Origin of the sequence: Flavobacterium sp. Root420, assembly GCF_001427905.1 — a bacterium.
Taxonomy (GTDB): Bacteria; Bacteroidota; Bacteroidia; order Flavobacteriales; family Flavobacteriaceae; genus Flavobacterium.
In genome coordinates this window covers 14,758-36,744 of record NZ_LMEF01000017.1, presented here as the reverse complement: position 1 = coordinate 36,744, position 21,987 = coordinate 14,758, and the positions used below count along the sequence as shown (strand labels likewise).

The 21,987-nt window shown below is 34.5% G+C and carries 21 protein-coding genes; 14 read left to right on the top strand and 7 right to left on the bottom strand.

Translation table 11 applies throughout. From position 1 onward, the window contains the following. The first annotated feature begins 377 nt into the window (after positions 1-377). From ASC72_RS11500 to ASC72_RS11470, 7 genes are all read left to right on the top strand, one after another. Positions 378-836 carry a PA2169 family four-helix-bundle protein gene (locus ASC72_RS11500; RefSeq protein ID WP_056190839.1) on the top strand — a complete coding sequence of 153 codons (459 nt, stop codon included), beginning with the start codon at positions 378-380 and terminating at the stop codon, positions 834-836. Positions 837-962: 126 nt separating this feature from the next. Next, entirely contained in the window at positions 963-1,559 is a 597-nt protein-coding gene (locus tag ASC72_RS11495; protein ID WP_131725808.1) for a hypothetical protein, read from the top strand. A 75-nt stretch (positions 1,560-1,634) separates the two neighbouring features. Continuing rightward, positions 1,635-2,180, top strand: coding sequence for a dihydrofolate reductase family protein (locus ASC72_RS11490; RefSeq protein WP_056190837.1), 546 nt, complete (start codon positions 1,635-1,637; stop codon positions 2,178-2,180). A gap of 140 nt (positions 2,181-2,320) precedes the next feature. Beyond that, complete coding sequence (locus ASC72_RS11485; protein WP_056190836.1) at positions 2,321-4,195, top strand: U32 family peptidase; 1,875 nt, start codon at positions 2,321-2,323, stop codon at positions 4,193-4,195. 223 nt (positions 4,196-4,418) lie between these two features. Beyond that, on the top strand, positions 4,419-5,579 hold the full coding sequence (gene purT, locus ASC72_RS11480) for a formate-dependent phosphoribosylglycinamide formyltransferase (protein ID WP_056190835.1): 1,161 nt from the start codon (positions 4,419-4,421) through the stop codon (positions 5,577-5,579). Between the two features lie 2 nt (positions 5,580-5,581). Continuing rightward, positions 5,582-5,899 (top strand): DUF6370 family protein, encoded by a 318-nt coding sequence (locus tag ASC72_RS11475; protein WP_056190834.1) that lies wholly within the window; start codon positions 5,582-5,584, stop codon positions 5,897-5,899. After that, complete coding sequence (locus ASC72_RS11470) at positions 5,899-6,474, top strand: Crp/Fnr family transcriptional regulator (protein WP_056190833.1); 576 nt, start codon at positions 5,899-5,901, stop codon at positions 6,472-6,474. The genes ASC72_RS11475 and ASC72_RS11470 overlap by 1 nt, the downstream gene beginning before the upstream one ends. A gap of 146 nt (positions 6,475-6,620) precedes the next feature. Here ASC72_RS11470 and aceA read toward each other — a convergent pair whose 3' ends face one another. Together aceA and aceB are read right to left on the bottom strand one after the other, a co-directional pair. Then, on the bottom strand, positions 6,621-7,901 hold the full coding sequence (aceA, locus tag ASC72_RS11465; protein ID WP_056190841.1) for an isocitrate lyase: 1,281 nt from the start codon (positions 7,899-7,901) through the stop codon (positions 6,621-6,623). A gap of 205 nt (positions 7,902-8,106) precedes the next feature. After that, a complete protein-coding gene (gene aceB, locus ASC72_RS11460; protein ID WP_056190832.1) occupies positions 8,107-9,708 on the bottom strand; it encodes a malate synthase A in 1,602 nt (533 codons plus the stop codon). Between the two features lie 209 nt (positions 9,709-9,917). On the opposite strand from aceB, the gene ASC72_RS11455 reads away from it, so the two are divergent. From ASC72_RS11455 to ASC72_RS11435, 4 genes are all read left to right on the top strand, one after another. Further along, on the top strand, positions 9,918-11,399 hold the full coding sequence (locus ASC72_RS11455) for a helix-turn-helix domain-containing protein (protein ID WP_056190831.1): 1,482 nt from the start codon (positions 9,918-9,920) through the stop codon (positions 11,397-11,399). Between the two features lie 6 nt (positions 11,400-11,405). After that, positions 11,406-11,765, top strand: a complete 360-nt coding sequence (locus ASC72_RS11450; protein WP_056190830.1) for a hypothetical protein — start codon at positions 11,406-11,408, stop codon at positions 11,763-11,765. 671 nt (positions 11,766-12,436) lie between these two features. Beyond that, positions 12,437-13,153: a pirin family protein gene (locus ASC72_RS11440; protein WP_056190828.1), complete on the top strand. Its 717-nt coding sequence runs from the start codon at positions 12,437-12,439 to the stop codon at positions 13,151-13,153. 257 nt (positions 13,154-13,410) lie between these two features. Next, positions 13,411-13,944, top strand: coding sequence for a YceI family protein (locus ASC72_RS11435; RefSeq protein ID WP_056190827.1), 534 nt, complete (start codon positions 13,411-13,413; stop codon positions 13,942-13,944). A 162-nt stretch (positions 13,945-14,106) separates the two neighbouring features. Here the strand turns inward: ASC72_RS11435 and ASC72_RS11430 are convergent, their stop codons facing one another. Continuing rightward, complete coding sequence (locus ASC72_RS11430) at positions 14,107-14,970, bottom strand: helix-turn-helix domain-containing protein (protein WP_056190826.1); 864 nt, start codon at positions 14,968-14,970, stop codon at positions 14,107-14,109. 177 nt (positions 14,971-15,147) lie between these two features. Here ASC72_RS11430 and ASC72_RS11425 point away from each other — a divergent pair, with 177 nt between their 5' ends. Both ASC72_RS11425 and fabD read left to right on the top strand, forming a co-directional pair. Then, positions 15,148-15,510 carry a DUF983 domain-containing protein gene (locus tag ASC72_RS11425; protein WP_056190825.1) on the top strand — a complete coding sequence of 121 codons (363 nt, stop codon included), beginning with the start codon at positions 15,148-15,150 and terminating at the stop codon, positions 15,508-15,510. A 74-nt stretch (positions 15,511-15,584) separates the two neighbouring features. After that, the gene (gene fabD / locus ASC72_RS11420; protein ID WP_056190824.1) at positions 15,585-16,460 is read left to right on the top strand and encodes an ACP S-malonyltransferase; all 876 of its coding nucleotides are present in this window, start codon (positions 15,585-15,587) and stop codon (positions 16,458-16,460) included. Positions 16,461-17,006: 546 nt separating this feature from the next. Here the strand turns inward: fabD and ASC72_RS11415 are convergent. From ASC72_RS11415 to ASC72_RS11400, 4 genes are all read right to left on the bottom strand, one after another. After that, positions 17,007-17,909 (bottom strand): DMT family transporter, encoded by a 903-nt coding sequence (locus ASC72_RS11415; RefSeq protein ID WP_056190823.1) that lies wholly within the window; start codon positions 17,907-17,909, stop codon positions 17,007-17,009. Between the two features lie 88 nt (positions 17,910-17,997). Continuing rightward, positions 17,998-19,014 (bottom strand): UDP-glucose 4-epimerase GalE, encoded by a 1,017-nt coding sequence (galE, locus tag ASC72_RS11410; protein WP_056190822.1) that lies wholly within the window; start codon positions 19,012-19,014, stop codon positions 17,998-18,000. Between the two features lie 24 nt (positions 19,015-19,038). Further along, positions 19,039-19,479: a nuclear transport factor 2 family protein gene (locus ASC72_RS11405; RefSeq protein ID WP_056190821.1), complete on the bottom strand. Its 441-nt coding sequence runs from the start codon at positions 19,477-19,479 to the stop codon at positions 19,039-19,041. A gap of 3 nt (positions 19,480-19,482) precedes the next feature. Beyond that, positions 19,483-20,616 (bottom strand): DegT/DnrJ/EryC1/StrS aminotransferase family protein, encoded by a 1,134-nt coding sequence (locus ASC72_RS11400; RefSeq protein ID WP_056190820.1) that lies wholly within the window; start codon positions 20,614-20,616, stop codon positions 19,483-19,485. A gap of 136 nt (positions 20,617-20,752) precedes the next feature. Between ASC72_RS11400 and ASC72_RS11395 the strand changes: the two genes are divergently transcribed. Next, positions 20,753-21,985 (top strand): 3-deoxy-D-manno-octulosonic acid transferase, encoded by a 1,233-nt coding sequence (locus ASC72_RS11395; RefSeq protein WP_056190819.1) that lies wholly within the window; start codon positions 20,753-20,755, stop codon positions 21,983-21,985. Positions 21,986-21,987: the final 2 nt, after the last annotated feature.

Genomic DNA, 21,987 nt, shown 5'->3' with positions numbered 1-21,987 from the left:
AGCGATTGAGAATAGAATTACCTCTATTCAACAATCGCTTGTCTTTTAAATTTTCAAAATATCTAGTCTGCACTTTTTCTCAAATATAATTAAAAAAAATATTTGTGTCCAGACGGTAGGCTAAAAAGCCTTGTTTTTCTAAATCGGGAGATACCGCTTCTATCCCTCACGCAAAACGGTCAACGAGAAGTTTCATTTCAAAAGAAATCAAAAGAAATCAAAATAAATCTGCCAAATCTGCAAGATCTGCGTGAAACAAATTTTTTCTTTCAAAATTCCCATTCCACAATCTTATAAAATGACACTATAATTCTATAAGACATTCCGCGCTGTAAAATCCCAACTTTGTATTATACATTAATTTAAAATTAAAAGTTATGATACATACAGAAGAAACTACAACAGAAGCAGTTAATACTTTAGAAGGATTAATTTCTATTTTGGAAGACGGAAAACTAGGATATACCAATGCAGCGGAGCATGTAGAAAACTTATCTATTAAAGCCGAATTTTTGGAGTATGCTCGTGAAAGAGCTTTATTCATAGTTGAATTACAAGATCAAATCAATAAATTAGGAAAATCAACAGATACCTCTGGCGGAGGTCCATTAGGAACTTTACACCGTGCCTGGATTGATATTAAGTCCTCTTTCACCGGCGGAGACACAGAAGCTATCATTAATGCCTGCATCACTGGTGAAGAAGCTGCTGTTGAAAAATTTAAAATGGCTTTAGAAAAAAATGAACTCGATGGAAGCCAAATAGCTATTGTTTCAAAACAATTAAACAGCATCCAAAGCACATTGGACAGAATTAAAGCGAAAAGATCGTCATAATAATTGATGCTATTTTTTTTGAGAAGAAAGCTACCTGGTGATAAAAACCGGGTAGTTTTTTTATATCAAATTTTAAAAATAAATCTTACATTCGTCGCAACCATTTCTAAACCAAAATTGAATTTTATGACACTAACTTTACGCAGCATTTTTATTACCATCGTTCTTATAATTTTATTTCCAAATCTAGCAAAAGCACAGCCAGGAATTGGTCGCTCTATTAAGGGATCTATAGGTTTCGCCAGCAGCGGTTCTTATTATATTGAAGATTATGGTGCTCAGGATGAAGTAGATGTTATGGGAGGTGGACTTTACCTAGAAGGAGAATATATTTTCGGAATAACTTCATGGTTTGGTGTACGGCCTTATGCAGGAGGGATTTTTACATCAGTTGATGAAAATCCAGAATTACAAAACCAGCCTCAATACAGAGTCACAACAAATGCTTTTTTAATTGGGGGAAAAGTTCGTTTTTGTGCTCCAATTCCTTGGGTAGCGCCTTTTGTAGAAGGAGGTATTGGTGCCTCAATAGGCAAGTTAGAAACTTTAACACCTGGGGTTAATTTCGACAAGAGTGGTGTATTACTTCACATTCCATTTAGTATAGGATTAGCTATTGGCCGAAAAAATAATTTCGAAATTGGTATTTCTGGCTACTTTCATCCAGCAGCTAAACAATCAAATGCAGTACTTGCTGCAGGGTATACTTTTCCTTTAGATTAAATGACAGTTTTTTTTCTTTATTACAAACAAATAATATTATTTTTATATTGAAATATTAAATAAAAATATTCTCAAATGAAAAAAGTAATTTTAGATTTAGCTGTAACCTTAGATGGTTTTATTGAAGGTCCCAATGGAGAAATTGATTGGTGTATCATGGACGACGATATGGATTTTGATGGATTCTTGTCTGACATAGACACTATTTTTTATGGTCGTATAAGTTATGATACGTGGGGTAATTTTCAACCGGAAGAAACCGCAGATCCAGCCGAACAGAAACTTTGGGAAGGAGTACATTCAAAAAAGAAATATGTTTTTTCCAGTCAAAGTAAAAAAGATGAGAATGCCACGTTTATAAATTCTGATATTACGACTAAAGTAAATGAAATTAAAAAACAGTCTGGAAAAGATATTTGGTTATATGGCGGAGCAAGTCTCATTAAGACATTTATTCAATTAAATCTTATTGATGTATATAGAATATCAGTTCACCCAACCATTTTAGGAAATGGAAAACCATTGTTTGAAGACTTAAAAGAAAGAATTGAATTAAAATTACTTAAAACAAATACTTTCAAATCAGGCGTTGTACAACTTATCTACGAGCCAATCAAATAAAACATAAACCTTAACCATCATCATTCCATATTAATTAACTATTTCAAAAAAAGTCACTTCAGTATTAGCAAACTCAAATTATTTATAAGAACTTTGCAAACTTTTTTGCATGAATACCACAAAAGCCTAAAGTACTAGAAATGAAGAAGAAGATTGAAATATTAGCTCCTGCAAAAGATTTAATTGGGGGAATGGCTGCCATAAATAGTGGTGCCGATGCCGTTTATATTGGCGCACCGCAATTTGGCGCCCGTTCAAATGCCAACAACTCTATTGAAGATGTTGCCGCTTTAGTGCAATATGCGCATTTATTTAACGCTCAGGTTTTTGTTGTAATGAATACCATTTTATATGACAACGAATTAGAAACATGTCGTTCAATGATTTGGGAATTATACGATATTGGTGTCGATGCCCTGATTATTCAGGATATGGCAATTATGGAAATGGACTTACCTCCTATCGTACTTCACGCCAGTACACAAGCCAATAATCGTGATGCAGATAAAATTAAATTCCTTAAAGATGCCGGAATCAAACGTGTGGTTTTAGCCCGCGAGTTGAACCTGCATCAAATTAAAACAATATACGACGAGGCAGATGTTGAATTAGAGTTTTTCGTAACCGGGGCTTTATGTGTTTCGTTTAGCGGAAACTGTTATATGAGTGTGGCTAATGGAGAACGCAGTGCTAATCGCGGTTCTTGCGCTCAAAACTGCCGCTTACCGTATAACTTAATCGACGGAAACGGAGAAACTTTAATCAAAAACAGTCATTTACTCTCGATAAAAGATTTAGATATTTCAGAACAGATTCCGAATTTAATTGAAGCCGGAATCGTTTCTTTTAAAATCGAAGGAAGATTGAAAGATGTCGTTTACGTAAAAAATAACGTATCGTATTTACGTCAAAAATTGGACAGTTTTTTAGAAGGCGAAGGAAGCGACAAATACATGAAAGCTTCATCTGGAACTTGCACCTATACTTTTGATTCATCTTTGAGCAGAACTTTCAACCGCGGTTATACCGATTATTTTGTAAACGAAAGACACAGCTCTATTGGTTCTTGGGAAAGCCCAAAATCAAAAGGTCAATATATTGGTAAATTAATCAGAACTGTTGGAAACGCTTACGAAATCGAAAACGGCGAATTCTTAAACAACGGCGACGGACTTTGTTTCATCAACGAAAATAATGAAGCAGATGGAATTTATGTAAACAAAGCCGAAAACGGTAAAATATATCCGAACGTTCTAAAAGAAATAAAAGACGGAACTTTTATCTACAGAAATAATGATGCAGCTTTCATTAAAATTGTAGAAAGAGAAGATAGTGCCGTTCGAAAAATCAGCACCACTTTATTACTTACAGAAAATGAAACTGGTTTCGAATTAATCGCTACCGATGAGGACGGAAATGTAAGCATCGTAAATTTAGAACACTCAAAAGAGCAGACTAAAACTGGCGAATCAATCGAAGAAAATATCAAAATACAATTAGCAAAAACTGGTTTCACACCTTATACCGCTAATGAAATCAATATTATGTTTTCTCAAAACTGGTTCCTTCCTATTTCAAAAATCAACGAAATGCGAAGAACGGTTTACGATCAGTTAACAGAAATTCGTTTGAAAAATTACAAACGCGAAGAACACCAATTGGTAAAAACGTCACATCCGTATCCTGAAACCAAATTAGATTTCATGTACAATGTTTCGAACAAAGTTGCTCGTAAATTCTACGAACGTCACGGTGTTACCGAAATAGAAAAAGCATTCGAATTACAATGGGATCCGGGAAAATCTCGTGTAATGACAACAAAATATTGCATCAAATACGAATTAAAAAAATGTCCGATACACCAAAAGGATATCGTAGGTGTCAAGGTAAAAGAACCTTTGGTTTTAAAACAAGGCGAACTGGAGTATAAATTAAAATTCAACTGTAAACCTTGTGAAATGGAAATTTGGGAAAAAGATGCCGAGTTTGAAATTGAAGAAGATCATTTTCATTAAATAGCTTAACCGCAAAGGTCGCAAAGAGAATACGCAAGGTTCGCAAAGATTTTAATAATCATTGCGAACCTTTTTATTTTACTTCAAAACAAAGCTTTGCGTTCTTCGCGTAATCCTTTGCGAACTTTGCGGTTAAATGTAGATTGTGTAGACAAGTGAATAGAACTTTGCGGTTAAATACATTTTTCCCTACTTTTACTACTCCATAATTTCAAAATTCCCTATGAAAATACTTCTCCTCGGTTCAGGCGAATTAGGCAAAGAATTTGTCATTGCTGCACAACGAATCGGACAAACTATAATTGCTGTTGACAGTTACGAAAATGCTCCCGCAATGCAGGTTGCCCACGGTTTTGAAGTCATCAACATGCTCGACGGCGAAGCGCTTGACCGAATCGTAGCCAAACACAAACCGGACTTTATTGTTCCCGAAATAGAAGCGATTCGCACCGAACGTTTTTACGATTACGAAAAACAAGGAATCACTGTTGTGCCTTCTGCGAAAGCGGCCAATTTCACGATGAATCGTAAAGCCATTCGTGATTTAGCATCAAAAGAATTAGGTTTAAAAACAGCCCAATATCAATACGCAACTTCTGCAGCCGAATTACAAAAAGCAGTTCAGGAAGTCGGAATTCCGTGTGTCGTAAAACCTTTAATGTCTTCTTCCGGGAAAGGGCAATCCACAATTAAAACCGAAAGTGATATTGAAAAAGCATGGCAATATGCCGTTGCTGGTTCGCGTGGTGATGTTATCGAAGTAATTGTGGAAGCATTTGTTGATTTCAATTCAGAGATCACCCTTTTAACGATTACGCAAAATAATAATCCCACCTTATTTTGTGCTCCAATTGGCCACAGACAAGAACGAGGTGATTATCAGGAAAGCTGGCAACCTGCTTTAGTTTCAGAAAAAGATTTGTATGAAGCCCAGGACATGGCCGAAAAAATTACCGAAGCACTTGGTGGCGCAGGGCTTTTTGGCGTTGAATTTTTCTTAACCAACGAGGGCGTTTATTTCTCTGAACTCTCTCCCCGCCCACACGATACCGGGATGGTAACGTTGGCCGGGACTCAAAATTTCAACGAATTTGAATTGCATTTACGTGCGATTTTAAGTCTGCCAATTTTTGAAATTACTTTGGAAAAAGCCGGGGCAAGCGCTGTAATTTTAGCTTCTGAAGATTCAGCGAATCCCACTTTTACCGGAATTGAAAAAGTAGCAGCATTGCCAAAAACTGATTTCAGAATATTCGGAAAACCAACTTCAAGACCGTATCGCCGAATGGGAGTTGTTTTAAGTCACGATTCTTTAGTAACACCAATCGAAGAAATTGTAGAACGCGCCAAAGCAACTTCAAAATTAATAACCGTAAACTCTTAAATATGAAAAAAACACTATTTATAGCATTCCTTTTTATTGGAATCGCAACTCAGGCTCAGGATAAAAAAACAGCTGAAAAAACTCAAATTGTAGAAACCGCTTGTGGAGAATGCCAATTTGGAATGAAAGGCAATGCCTGTGATTTAGCCGTTCGCATTGACGGAAAAGCGTATTTTGTTGACGGAACAACAATTGACCAGCACGGTGACGCACATGCAAAAGATGGTTTTTGCAATGCAATTCGTAAAGCTGCTGTTACGGGAAAAGTAGAAAACAATCGTTTTAAAGTGACTTCATTCACTTTAGTAAAAGAAAAATAATGGCGTTAATTCTTGAAAATATTGCTAAACACGTTTCGCTAACACCTGAAGAACAGGCTCTTTTCTTATCTAAATTAGAAACAAACACCTATAAAACCAAAACCATTTTATTAAATGCAGGCGAAGTTTGCAAACATTCGTATTTTGTAAATTCCGGAATTTTAAGAAGCTTCAATATTAACGACAATATTGTCGAACATGTACTTTCATTTGCCTGCCAAGGTTGGTGGATGAGCGATATGTACAGTTTCTTTTCGCAAAAACCGGGACAGCTTTTTATTGAAGTCTTAGAAGATGCTGAAGTAGTTTCTCTTTCTAAAGAAAATCAGGAGCAATTGTATCTTGATATTCCAAAACTAGAGCGCTTTTTTAGAATTTTAATTGAGAATTCATTAGTTGCCAATCAACAAAGATTAATGGATAATTTAAGTTTACCTGCTGAAGAACGTTTTGAAAAATTTACTACCAAATATGGAACACTGGTTCATAAAGTTCCTCAAAAACAAATCGCTTCTTTCATTGGTGTAACACCAGAATTTTTTAGCAAAATGAAAGCCAGGCTTTTGAAGAAATAAGTTTTTTTCCGCCACGACCCGAGCGATAGCGAACAGGCGAAGCAATTCACGAATTTCTATTCTCAAAGATTGTAAAAAATAATTCGTGAATTCGTGGCGAAAAAAAACACAAAAAAACCAGTTCAATGAACTGGTTTTATTTTGAATTAAAATTGTTCAACCTCTGTAGAATGTTTCATTGCTGTAGTTGAAGATCTTCCTATTGTTACCGTATTTTGAACTGCATCAAAATAAGAAGTTCCAACAAAAGCCTGATGTTTTACCGCTCTAAATCCGTTTTTCTGTAGCGCAAATTCTCTTTCCTGCAATTCAGAATAACCTGCCATACCGCGTTCTTTGTATGCTTTAGACAATTCGAACATACTGGTATTCAAAGCATGGAATCCTGCCAAAGTAATGAACTGGAATTTATATCCCATTGCAGCCAAATCTTCCCTGAACGTTTCCATTTCTGCAACAGATAATTTTGCAGCCCAATTAAATGAAGGAGAACAGTTGTACGCCAACATTTTATCCGGGAATTCTTTTTTTATGGCATCGGCAAACTTTTTTGCATAAACCAAATCCGGATTACTAGTTTCCATCCAAATCAAATCGGCATAAGGAGCGTAACTCAGCCCCCTTGCAATTCCCTGATCGATACCGCTGTTAACATAGAAGAAACCTTCGTTCGTTTTTTCGCCTGTAATAAATTTAGCATCTCTTGGGTCAGCATCGCTGGTTAATAAATTAGCCGCATCAGCGTCTGTTCTTGCAACAATTAAAGTCGAAACTCCCATAACATCTGCAGCCAAACGAGCGGCGATCAGTTTATTAATGGCTTCTTGTGTTGGTACCAAAACTTTTCCACCAAGATGCCCGCATTTTTTAGCAGAACTCAATTGGTCTTCAAAGTGAACTCCAGAAGCTCCCGCCTCAATCATCGATTTCATTAGTTCAAAAGCATTTAGGTTTCCCCCAAAACCAGCTTCGGCATCAGCCACAATCGGAACTAAATAATCTTTTTTATCTTCCACTTCATTTACTACCTGAATCTGATCAGCTCTCAATAAAGCGCTATTAATTTTTTTTACCACCATCGGAACACTATTTACTGGATAAAGCGATTGGTCCGGGTACATTTCTCCCGCCAAATTTGCATCGGCCGCAACTTGCCAGCCACTCAAATAAATCGCTTCTAAACCAGCATCGACTTCCTGAATCGCCTGATTTCCTGTCAATGCGCCCAAACCAGCAACATAATCCTGACTTTTTAACTTTTTCCATAATTTTTGCGCTCCCATTTTGGCAATAGAATGCTCAATTTGATATGACCCCTGAAGTGTAACTACTTCTGTAGCGGTGTACGGACGCTCAACGCCTTTCCATCTCGGGTTCGTGATCCAATCGTTAATCAATTCCTGAATTCTGTCTTCTGTTGTTTTCATAAATGTTATAGTTAAAGTGGTTAGTAAAGCATTTTTATGGGTATGTTGCATTTTTCAAACACATAGAAACATAGATTTTCTTTATGGTAAAGAAGGTGTTTCACTAGTATAAAAACACATAGCTATGTGTGAAAATCTAGATTTTTTTAAACCTCCATTTCTTTAAATTTCAGAGCTATGTTTCTATGTGTTTAAAAACTGCGTATTACAAATATTTGTAACATGGAATAGTCAAAAAGTCAACAAAATCAGCATTTACTACTAATCTTTCCAAAACTTTTTCAGCCAAAGGAAATTGACGCTTTTCGTAATTTTCTTCTCCTAATTCCGATTTTATTTTTTGATATTCATCTAAAGCCAATTCGTGATAATAAGCCAAATCTAATTTTCTGTCATTATCTAAAGCCACTTTATTCTGAAGCCATTGCCACAATTGCGATCTCGAAATTTCAGCGGTTGCTGCATCCTCCATCAAATTATGCAAAGCAGCTGCGCCTTGGCCATTCAGCCATGAAGCCAAATACAGAATACCTACATTGATATTTTTTCGAACGCCATTTTCTGTTATGATTCCGATTGGTGGTTCAATCAAATCAGCTTCTGTTATTTTGCGATGTTCTCTTTTAATATGAATTTGATTTGGAGTTGGCATTCCGGCATCAAAAACTTCTTTTGCCAATGAAACCAAATCCGGATGCGCCACCCAGGTACCGTCGTGACCGTTTCGAACTTCACGTTCTTTATCGGTTTTTACTTTTGCAAAAGCGACCGCATTGGCTTCTTCATTATTTTTAATCGGAATTTGCGCTGCCATACCGCCAATGGCGTGAATTCCTCTTTTATGACATCTCTGAATTACCAAATTCGAATACGCATTCATAAATGGCGAAGTCATATTTACCTGATCACGATCGGGAACAATGAACTTTGGATTTTTTCTAAACTTTTTGATGTAAGAGAAAATGTAATCCCAACGACCACAATTCAACCCAACAATATGCTCTTTCAATTCATATATAATTTCATCCAACTGAAAACTTGCCGTTATGGTTTCAATTAAAACCGTCACTTTAATTGTTCCACGTTCTAATTTTAAATAATCTTCAGTAAAATCAATTACAGTATTCCACCAGCGCGCTTCCAGATAATGTTCCAATTTTGGAATATAGAAATACGGCCCTGAATTGTTTTCTAAAAGCCTTTTATGATTATGAAAAACATATAATCCAAAATCTACTAAAGATCCAGAAACGGGATTTCCGTCAATTGAAAGATGTTTCTCGGTCAAATGCAATCCTCTTGGACGAACAATTAATGTTGCGGTTTTTTCATTTAACTGATAGGATTTATTTTTGGCCGAATCCGTATAAGAAATCGTTTTGTTTACAGCATCAATCAAATTCGCCTGACCTTCCATTAAATTTTGCCAGGTTGGAGAAGTACTGTCTTCAAAATCGGCCATAAAAGTTTTGGCTCCCGAATTTAATGCATTGATAATCATTTTGCGATCAACTGGTCCCGTAATTTCTACTCTTCTGTCCAATAAATCTTTCGGAATTTCTCCAGCGGTCCAACTACTCTCTCTGACAGTTTTGGTTTCTGAAGGAAAAGATGGCATGACGCCCTGATCAAAAGTTACTTGCTTTTGGTCGCGCTGCAACAACAACAATTTTCGTTGCGATTCGAATTTTCGACACAAATCGGTTATAAAAGCAGTTGCTTCTTCTGTCCAAATGTTTGGATAAGAAAAGTTCTTTTCGGCTAAAAATTCCATTGCCGTCTCGGTAATCTCTAATTGGTTTTTCATAGCTGTGAATTTTATTTTTTCATTAGAATAAATCTTTCCGTTACATCAACTTCTATTCATTTTTATAATATTTTAATTATAACGTTTTTATATCTAATAATTTCTACACCACAATATTAGAAAAAAGTTTTTTACAAAACAAGCGAACGTTCGCTAAATATTGAAAATAATTTTTTGGCGATTATTTTTTAAATGGCTATATTTGAATTATGGATATCGAAAAAGACTATATAAAGCTGATTTTTGGGCTAAAACTGAAGCAGGTTCGAACTCAAAAAAATCTTTCCCTTTTTGGCTTGGCCAAATTGACAAATCTTTCAAAATCGTATTTAAACGAAATTGAAAAGGGAAAAAAATATCCAAAAACGGATAAAATTCTGCTTTTATGCTCTCATTTGGACGTTCCGTACGACCAAATGGTGTCTTTAAAACTCGACAACAACCTCGCTCCGATTGGAGAAATCTTAAAATCAGGAATTTTAAAAGAGATTCCGCTCGAACTTTTTGGAATTCAGGAAGCTGATTTAATTGACATTATTGCCAATGCGCCAGCTAAAGTCAATGCGTTTATCAGCACCATTATTGAAATCGCACAACATTATAATTTAAGCCGGGAAAGTTTCTTTCTGGCAGCATTGCGTTCTTATCAGGAAGCGCACAGCAATTATTTTGAAGATTTAGAAGAGAAAGTAATTGAATTTTCGAAATCCTTTCAGATCAATTTAGATTCCAAAATTAGTATTGAAGAACTAGAAGCCATTTTAAAAGAAGAATACGATTATATACTAAAAGAAATCGCTTTTACAGATCAGGAAGCTTTGGGCGATTTGCGTTCCATTTATGTTCCGAAAAGCAAAACGTTATTGCTTTCAACCGAAATTGATGACCCCCAAAGAGCTTTTATTTTAGCAAAAGAAATCGCGTATAACTACTTAAAAATATCGGATCGTTTATTGACTTTCAGCTGGATTAAATTTGATAATTTCGATCAGGTTTTACATAACTTTTATGCTTCTTATTTTGCCGGAGCATTATTATTGCCAAGACAATTAGTTGTTGGTAAAATAAACAACTTCTTAAACAATGAAAAACCAAATCCGGAAGAATTTGTAGCTTTAATTGAAAGTTTCGAAGTTTCTCCGGAATCTTTTTATCAGAGATTAACTAATTTACTACCGAAAGATTTTCATCTGAAAAATTTATTCTTTTTAAGAATGTCTCATAAAATTGGTTCAGACGTTTATCAGATTAAAAAAGAATTACACATTACCAATCAACAGGAACCGCACGCCAACGAAACCAACGAGCATTACTGCAGAAGATGGGTTTCGGTTAAAACTATAGATGAAGCCATCAAACAAAACAAACCCCATTTTTTTGATGCTCAAATTTCGAGTTATACTCATAGTAACAACGAATATTTGGTTTTTTCATCAGCCACAAAAGATCCTTTTTTGCATGATACTATTCGAAGTATTTCTGTTGGAATTTTGATAAATCCGACGATGAAAAAGAAGTTCAAATTCATAGAAGGAAAACCATTGGTAAAACGAATCGTCGGTGTTACATGCGAATCTTGTGATGTGAAAAATTGCTTGGAAAGAGCTGCTCCGCCAATTGCTTTGGAACAGAAAAAACGTCATGAGAATACGGATGCAGTTGTGCAGCAGTTTATAAATCAATTTAGTTAGAATGTTATGAAATATCTTATTTTAATAATAACGCTGCTTTCTATTAACATAAATCAGGAAACAGATAAACTTAATGGCCGTTACAATTATTTAATAGAAGAAGATAATATCTATAACCAGAGAGATAAAATCACTTTTAAGGATAGTGTTTTTGTATTTGACAGTAAGTATATGCCAAAAGGAAAAATTTCTTATGGCAATGTAATTCTATTGGAAAATTTCATCAATCAAGATTTAATCATAAGTATTCCAAAAGATCAAATCAAAAAAGATACTATTCCATTTTACATGCATGATAAGCATAGTTCGGCGGCTCATTACCTTGATGAAGTGGTTGGAAAAGGGAAATTGATTAGGATTAAATAATACGAGTTTCTTTTAATCTCGCAATCCCGATAACTATCGGGAGCGAAGTCGCAAAGTTTTATTTCCCTTTGAATATAATTCTCTGAACACAATCTTGTCATCTCGACGAAGGAGAGATCGCACTAGAAAGTCCGATCCAACAATCGCCAATCTTTGTCGAGCCACTTGTGTGATCTCCTTCGTCGAGATGACAACTGAATGGCAAAAAAGCTGTAAACCTCTGCACTTTGAACCTCTGCTCCTTCTTATAAAAAATGAAACTTCTCATTTAGCCCCGATAGTCCCGAGGCTTCGGGAGGAAATCCTTTTGTGTCGGGGTTCGGCACAAAAGATTGAAACGGATAGCGGGACTAGACGTCTTTTGAATACCAAATTTACTGCTTCAAAAAAAACTTAAAAAACATCCAATCCAACATCAAAGCTTCAGCGGGACGATATTTTTTTATTTCCTAAAATTAACATTTCACTCCGCTGGAGCTTTGATGCTTCGCTTCAATCATTTTCTATAAACATATTGTCCCGCTGGGACTTTCTTTTATTTTGGTCAAAACAAAAACCTTAGCAACTTAGCACCTCAGAACCTCAGCCCCTTTTTTCTTAATCTACATTAAGTGCTTTTCTACCACCTTGATCGTAAATTTGTACTATAAAAATAACAAAACACATACATCATGGAAAATATAGTATTGCACAAAGCAGAGACAAGAGGAAATGCAAATCATGGATGGCTTAACGCTTATCACAGTTTTAGTTTTGCAAGCTGGTACAATCCGGAAAGAATTCAGTTTGGAGCACTTCGCGTTTTGAACGATGATACCATCGCAGGCGGAATGGGTTTCGGAACACATCCGCACGATAATATGGAAATTATTACCATTCCGCTAGAAGGCGACTTAGCACACAAAGACAGCATGGGAAATACGGAAATCATCAAAAATGGTGATATTCAGGTAATGAGCGCCGGAACCGGAGTTCAACATAGTGAGTTTAACCCAAATGCAGATCAACAAACAAAATTGTTGCAAATCTGGTTGTTTCCGAACAAAAGAAATGTAACACCTCGTTACCAACAAATTACATTGAATGTTGCTGACAGACATAATAAACTAGCGCAAATTTTGTCTCCAAATGCAGATGACGAAGGCGTTTGGATTCATCAGGATGCCTGGTTTAATATGGGAAATTTTGATGCCGGAATTGCAACTGAATATAAAATCAAAAAAGAAGGAAATGGAGCTTACGCTTTTGTTTTAAAAGGAAACGTAACAATCAACGGTCAGGAATTAAACACTCGTGATGCTGTTGGAATTTCAGGAACTGATATCTTAAATATAAAAGCAAATACGGATGCCGAATTCTTATTGATGGATATTCCGATGAACTATTAATTCATGCAACACAACTAATACTTTTTTTTTAAGAAACGGTAATAAGTCTGTAATTCAGATTATTATCGTTTCTTTTTTTACTAAACTTTTCCTAAAGGATAATTTCAATCTACATGAGAATTGTATTTTTAGGATAATCAATTTAAAAATAAAAAATCGCACTTTTTATTTCTTAATCTAAGTTAAGTGCGTTACGATTACTACCAACGTAACTTTGTCCTATCAAAATGAAATTAATTATTTAAAAAATAAAAATTATGGCAACTACAAAATGGTCAATTGACCCAACACACTCAGAAATTGGTTTTAAAGTTAAACACATGATGTTTACAAATGTTTCAGGTAAATTTGGAACCTACGATGCAACAATTATTACAGACGGAGACAACTTCGAAAATGCTGATATTCAATTTTCTGGCGATATCGCTTCTATCGACACTGCAAATGCAGACAGAGATGGGCATTTGAGAAGTGGAGATTTCTTTGATGCTGAAAATCACCCAAAATTAACTTTCAAAGGTTCTTCATTCAAAAAAATCAATGATGGAGAATATGAATTAACTGGAGATTTAAACATTAAAGGTGTTTCTAAAACAGTAAAATTTCCTGTAGAATTTAGCGGAATCATGACTGATCCTTGGGGAAACACTAAAGTAGGTTTAAATATTGAAGGTAAAATCAATCGTAAAGATTGGGGATTAAACTGGAACTCAGCTCTTGAAACTGGTGGCGTTTTAGTTGGAGAAGAAGTTCGTTTGAACATTGAATTACAATTTGCAAAACAAGCTTAATCTTATAAAAATAGGTTTTAATTTGGTTGGTTAAAAACCCTGTACATTTTCGGAAGTACAGGGTTTTTCTTGTTGAAATAAAGGAAAAATCGCCACGAATTCACGAATTATATTTTTCCAAACTTACGCTAAAAAAATTCGTGAATACGTGGCGAAAAAAAATTATCGTACTGTATTTCTAAATTCTGTGGGAGACATTCCGGTTTGTTTTTTGAAAAATCTGGAGAAATAAGAGTAATCTTCATAGCCAACAGCAAATGCAACTTCATTTACCGCTAATTGTTTGTCGATTAACATTCTTTTTATTTCCAGAATGACACGATCCATGATTACTTCTGTTGCGGTTTTTTGCAGGATTTCATTGCAGATTCTATTTAAATGTTTTAGCGTGATATTTAATTTTTCTGCGTAAAAAGACGGCAATTTTTCTTGTCTGAAATAACGCTCTAACAGCGATTCAAATTTGTTGATTTTGATGTTGTACGAATGTGTTTGATGAGAATACGTTTCACTATATTTTCGCGAAATTTCGATGTGAATGCAATCTAATAAATTCAGCATTTTATCTAATTGCATTTTATTATTCTGATTGTTTTCCTGTATCAGCAAATCAAAGTAAGGTACTATTTTAGGCAGTTCCTCTTCTTCAAAAACCATTTCCGGGCGATTATGAATTGAATGATAAAAATTATATTCGTTGATCTTTTTCTGTCCGAAATATAAATTATAGAGTTCTTGCGAAAAAATAATCACAAATCCTTCGATGTCTTCAGACAGACTCCAATGATGTATTTGTCCGGGCTGTAAAACGAATAAACTTCCTCTTTTAATTTCGAATTGATCAAAATCTACTTCATGTAATCCTGAACCATTTGTAAAAAATACCATCAAATAGGAATCATGCCGATGTGGTTCTTCTATAAAACTGTGACTTTTTAAATGTTCTGCAAAAGTATTCACATAAAAATCGCGATGCACATCATTACAACTGAAATTCTGGACACTATAAATTGGATATTTTTTCATACGCTATTAGATTGTAGATTTCATATTTTCAGATTTCAGATTTCAAATTTGAAATGTCAGATTTGGGATTTGGAATTTCAATCAAAATGTCTTTATTGTGCTATAAGAAGCGAAGATATAAAAAAGACTTCTATTCTACATTGATTTACCTTTGTAGAAATAAAAAACAACAAAGTCATGTCAAATACATTAACTCATATTTTGAGCAACGAATGTCCGATTTGTCATAAAGGAAAAGTTTTTAAAGACAAAAATATTTTCCTGAATTTTGGTCTTCCGAAAATGAATGAATATTGCAGTCATTGTAATTACAAATTCCAAAAAGAACCAGGATATTTCTTTGGCGCCATGTATGTAAACTACGGATTGACAGTTGCACAAGGTATTGCTACTTATTGTGTTTCCCAATTTTTCTTCGAGCAAACATTCGATTTACGAATTATTCCCATTATTGCCGTTGTCATTACTTTACTCACTTCTTTCAATCTTCGATTTTCAAGATTAGCATGGATTTATATGTTTAAGGATTATACGAGCTAAAAAAATACTATTTTTGCCTTTCAATTGAAACTAATTTTCAATTTCAAAAAAAATAAAAAAAATAAATTAGACAAATGAAAGCATACGTATTTCCAGGTCAGGGCGCACAGTTTACAGGAATGGGCAAAGACTTATATGAATCATCGGCTTTAGCCAAAGAACTATTCGAAAAAGCTAATGAAATTTTAGGTTTTAGAATTACAGATATTATGTTCGAAGGTACTGCCGAAGAATTAAAAGAAACTAAAGTTACACAGCCAGCAGTATTTTTGCACTCTGTTATTTTAGCTAAAACTTTAGGTGAAGATTTCAAACCGGAAATGGTTGCCGGACATTCTTTAGGCGAATTTTCTGCTTTGGTTGCCAACGGAACTTTATCTTTTGAAGATGGTCTTAAATTAGTTTCACAACGTGCTTTGGCAATGCAAAAAGCCTGTGAAATCACTCCATCTACAATGGCTGCGGTTTTAGGATTGGCTGATAATATTGTTGAAGAAGTTTGTGCTTCTATTGACGGAATTGTGGTTGCTGCCAACTATAACTGCCCGGGACAATTAGTAATTTCAGGAGAAACTACTGCAGTTGAAAAAGCTTGTGAAGCGATGAAAGCTGCCGGAGCAAAACGTGCTTTAATTTTACCTGTCGGAGGAGCATTTCACTCACCAATGATGGAACCGGCAAGAGAAGAATTAGCTGCAGCAATTGAAGCTACAACTTTTTCAACTCCTATTTGCCCGGTTTATCAAAATGTTACTGCAAACGCAGTTTCTGATGCAAACGAAATCAAAAAGAACTTAATTATACAATTGACTGCTCCGGTAAAATGGACACAATCTGTGCAGCAAATGATCGCTGACGGTGCTACTTTATTTACTGAAGTTGGTCCTGGAAAAGTCTTAGCTGGTTTGATTAATAAAATTGACAAGGAAGCGGTTACTGCTAATGCTTAATTAGTTTTTAGTCGAAGTCTCAGTTTTCAGCTATTGACTAATATGAATAAAATCCTCATGAACTAAATTGTTTATGAGGATTTTATTTTTTTAATTATCCTTAAATTTAGGATCAATACGAAAACCTGTGGGATTTTTAGAATTTAAACACACATATTTGATTCTATATTATTTGATATAGCCCAAGGTTTCAACCTTGGAAGACGGATTGATATAATTGAATTGTGGTAATGTATCTTGGTAATTATATTGTGTCCCAATGGTTGAAACCATTGGCTATGTTTTTAATAAGAATACAGATAGTTGTACAAAAAAAAATCTTTGTCAAAGTTTTCAACTGACAAAGATTTTTTTATTTCCTTATTACTTCCAAGAATCCTTTTATTCTTTTAAACATTTCAGCTTTAAATTCCTCTGGAGTTAACGCTTTTTCAAACTCAGCATCAAAATCAAAAGTGTTTTTTTTCATTTTCTTTTTCCGCTTCCACTATTCCTACAATTTTATCTTACAAATTTACAAAATAAGTTGTCTGAAAATTTCCACGTTTAAACATTCTTTTCTTTCTTCTTATAGTTGATAATAAAAACTCCAAGAATAATAAGTATGGTTGCTATAATAAAATCTACTGTAATTTTTTCATCTAAAATTAACCAACCTAAAAAAACAGCAATAATTGTGTTCACATAAGACAAAATAGAAACCTGTACTGCTGTTACCTGTTTTAAAGCATAATTGTAACAGAAAAAAGCAATTACCGATCCAAATACAGACAAATACAAAGCAGCAAATATACTTCTGGAACTCCATGAGCTTAGGTCTGGATTGGGCGAAAAAATAAAAGCCAAAACAAGCTGAATACAGGAAGCCATTGAAAACTGATAAAATAAATTTAGCGCAATATTATTCGGTTTATGAGCGTGCGTTTTAATATAAATTGTTCCCGCTGCCCATGCTAAAATCGCCAAACTTATAAATATAAGTCCGTGTTTATAATTCTCGTCTAAAAATGAACCAAGTCCATCCTTGAAAATAAAAACAACGCCCGAAAACCCGATTATAACTCCGACAAAACCTTTTAAACTTGCTTTTTGCAATCCAAACAAAATGCCTCCAATAAAAATAAGCACTGGTGACAAAGCACTCATTACAGATGCCAATCCACTCGGGAGTGTTTGTTCTGCAATTGTCGTAAAGCCATTCGCAATCACAATCATTAATACTGATGGAACCAACTGATGTTTTAAATTTTCCCAGCCAATCCATTTCAATTCTTTTTTAAATAACAGAATAGTCATAACAATCAAACCGGCTAATCCCTGACGGATTGATGTTACAAACCAGGGCGGAATTGTTTCTACAGCCACGCGAATTCCCAAAAACGTAGTACCCCAAATAATTCCTACGGCTGTTAAGGCAAATAGTAATTTATAATTTAAACTTTGTTTCATAATATTTAAATGCCTTTTGAATAAAAAAATCCCAAATTACAATCGTATAATTTGGGATTTTAAAATTTTATAATTTTAACTTAAGAAATTATTTATTCCTTATTTTTTGTTCCCATTTCCAGGCACTTGACATCGCCTCATCTAATGTTAGTTGAGCTTTCCAACCCAAAACATCATTTGCCTTATCAGTATTTGCATATGCTTCAGTAATATCTCCTTCGCGACGTGGCATAATCTTGTAAGGCAATTTTTTATCACTTACTTTTTCGAAACTATGAATTACCTCAAGAACAGAACTTCCTTTTCCGGTCCCTAAATTAAAGGTTTCTACTTTTTGTAAATTCTTTTTATTGAATAAACGCTGTAATGCAATTACGTGTGCTTTTGCCAAATCAACAACGTGAATATAATCCCGAACTGCAGTTCCGTCAGGAGTTGGATAATCATCTCCAAAAACAGATAATTCCTTACGCAATCCAACACCTGTTTGCGTAATAAAAGGCACTAAGTTCTGAGGAACACCTAATGGCAATTCTCCAATTTCATTGGATGAATGCGCTCCAACCGGATTAAAATAACGCAATAAAATCGCATTTATATTAGTTACTTTAGCAGTGTCTGTTATAATTTCTTCTCCAATTTGCTTGGTATTTCCGTAAGGAGACATTGCTTCTTGTACGGGAGCATCCTCGGTAATTGGCATTTTTTCGGCTTGCCCGTAAACAGTACAAGACGAGCTAAAAATGAAACTTGCTTCAGGTTTTTGCTGTAATTCCTGTAAAAGATAAACTAAACTGCTGATGTTGTTTTCGTAATACAACAACGGATTTTCAACACTTTCTCCAACCGCTTTTGAGGCTGCAAAATGAATTACTCCGGTAACATCATTATGTTTTTTAAAGAAATCCTGAACGGACGCTTTTTCTCTTAAATCTAATTTTTCAAATAAAGGCGTTTTTCCTGTAATTGCCGTAATTCCTTTTAAAACATCTTCTGTAGAATTGGAAAGGTTATCAATTATCACAACTTCAAAGCCTTCATTTTGCAATTCGACTACGGTGTGAGAACCAATAAATCCTAATCCCCCTGTTACTAATACTTTCATTTTTGGTTTTTTTTGTGTTGTTTTTTATGTAGTTAATTTATAAGCCTGTCTTGCAATAAGAACCCAATTATTCTTTTGTTTTTGCCAGACCAGCATTATTCCGATTTTAATATCTTTATCAATACCGCCATCTTTGGTGTGCGCTGCCAGAACATGTCTGACAATCGCAACATCATTCTGAATCGTTATGGTTTGATCCTGAAATTCAATGGTTACGAAATCTGATTTTCCACTAACAATTCCATCAATAAATTCAGCCTGATTTTGAAAATTACCATTCGAATGAACGTAATTCAACTTTTCAGAAGTCAGTGATTTTAATTTAGCTCCGTCAGCATCAATCATTGCCTTACGCAAAATTTCAACCTGATTACTTACAGCTGTTTCTTCTTTAGTATTTGATTTTTGAGCAAAACCAGAAAACTGAATAAGAATCATCACAATTAAAACACCTAATCTCTTCATAATTTATTTGTTTAAAAATTCTAAAACAGAATCTGTAATAAATTTAATTTGCTCATCATCCAATTCTGTATGCATTGGTAAAGCAATAACCTCTTTTACCAATTGATTGGTTACCGGAAATTGCTCTTCTTTATAACGAACATCTACGTAAGCCTTTTGTGAATGCAGCGGAATTGGGTAGTAAATCGCACACGGAATTGCTTTGTCTAACAAATGTTGCATTAAAGCATTTCTGTCTGCATCAACAATTCTCAACACATATTGATGAAAAACGTGATCATTTTCATTTGCATCAAATTCCGGCGTGATAATGTGTGCATTTCCAGCAAAAGCCGCATTGTATTTTGAAGCTGCTAAACGACGAGCTGCGTTATATTCATCTAAAAGCGGCAATTTTGCATTCAAAACCCCAGCCTGAATACTATCTAAACGAGAATTCACTCCCACTACATCATGGTGATAACGCTCATACATTCCGTGATTTACGATTCCGCGGATAACGTGAGCTAATTTATCATCATTGGTGAAAATCGCTCCGCCATCGCCATAACAACCTAAATTTTTAGAAGGAAAAAATGAGGTTGCGGCAACGTGGCCAATAACACCTACTTTGCTTTTTATGCCAGATTTAGAAATATAATCAGCACCAATTGCCTGTGCATTATCTTCAATTACATATAAATTATGTTCGGCAGCAATTTCCATAATCGCATCCATATTCGCCGCACGTCCAAATAAATGTACCGGAACAATTGCTTTTGTTTTTGGTGTGATTGCTTTTTTAATCGCATCAATATCAATATTCATATTTGTCATATCAACATCGACTAAGACCGGAGTCAATTGCAATAGAGCAATAACCTCAACAGTAGCTGCAAAAGTAAAATCGGCAGTAATTACCTCATCACCCGGTTTTAAATCCAACCCCATCATTGCAATTTGCAAAGCATCTGTACCATTTGCACATGGAATTACATGTTTTGCACCTAAATAATCTTCAAGGTTTTTTTGAAATTGATGAACCAATGGTCCGTTTATATAAGTATTTGTATCTAAAACTTCCTGAATTGAAGCATCAACGGTAGATTTTATTTTTTCATATTGACTCTTTAAGTCAACCATTTGAATTTTTTTCATTTGTCTTTATTTATTTAAAACTTTGAGATACGATTTTAAAACCAATCCCGAAAACGAAGAACAAAAATAGTTATTTAATACCTTTGGACAATGAAAATTATTGAAAGAAGCGTAATTTAGCGCCAAAATTAAATATATGCTTTTTCTATACAATTTAGTCGTTTCTATTGCGGGGGTTTTTCTGAAAATTGTAGCATTTTTTAGTCCGAAAATAAAGCTTTTTGTTGAAGGAAGAAAAAATGTTTTTACTGTTTTAGAAGAAAAAATAGCCCCAACAGACAAGACGATTTGGTTTCATTCGGCTTCACTTGGCGAATATGAACAAGGTTTGCCGGTGATCGAAAAAATCAAAGAAAAATATCCTTCCCATAAAATCATTGTTACTTTTTTCTCTCCTTCCGGTTATGAAGTCCGCAAAAACAATACTGTTGCCGATGTCACTATTTACCTGCCTTTAGACACTAAAAGCAACGCCAAAAAATTTCTGAAATTAGCACATCCTGAATTGGCTTTTTTTATTAAATATGAATTTTGGCTGAATTATTTAAAAGAATTGGAAAACAACAAAATTCCAACTTATTTGATTTCCGGAATTTTCAGAGACAATCAGATGTTTTTTAAATGGTACGGTGGTTTTTACCGAAAAGCATTATCAGCTTTCACTTATTTTTTTGTACAGAATCAAAAATCAAAAGAAAAAATTGAAACTATCGGATTTAAAAATGTTATTGTTTCCGGTGATACCCGTTTTGACAGGGTTGCAGCAATTTTAGAGCGAGACAATACGGTGGATTTTATTGAAAAATTTAAAAACAATGCGCCAACTATAGTTATTGGAAGTTCATGGCCAAAGGACGAAGCTTTACTAGCTGAATATATCAATCAGGCTCCTTCAACTGTAAAATTCATTATTGCACCACATAATATCAAACAAGACCAGATTTCAAGTTTAAAATCTCAAATTACAAAGGCAACGGTTTTATTTTCTGAAAAAGACAATATAACTGATTTATCAAAATTTAATGTCTTTATTATAGACACTGTTGGCTTACTCACCAAAATATATAGTTACGGAACCATAGCTTATGTTGGCGGTGGATTTGGAAATCCTGGTATCCATAACATTCTGGAACCAGCAACATTTGGAATCCCAATTGTAATTGGACCGAATTATTCGAATTTTGCAGAAGCTGTTGAATTGGTAAAAATTGGAGGCTGTATTGTAATTTCTAATGAGGCAGAGTTAAAACAAAGTTTTGACCGTTTACTTTTAGATGAAGATTATCTGAAAGAAAAAAGCCAAATTTGCAAGTCATATATTCAAGAGAATAAAGGTGCCACAAAAAGCATAATGAAAATCGTTTCGTAAGC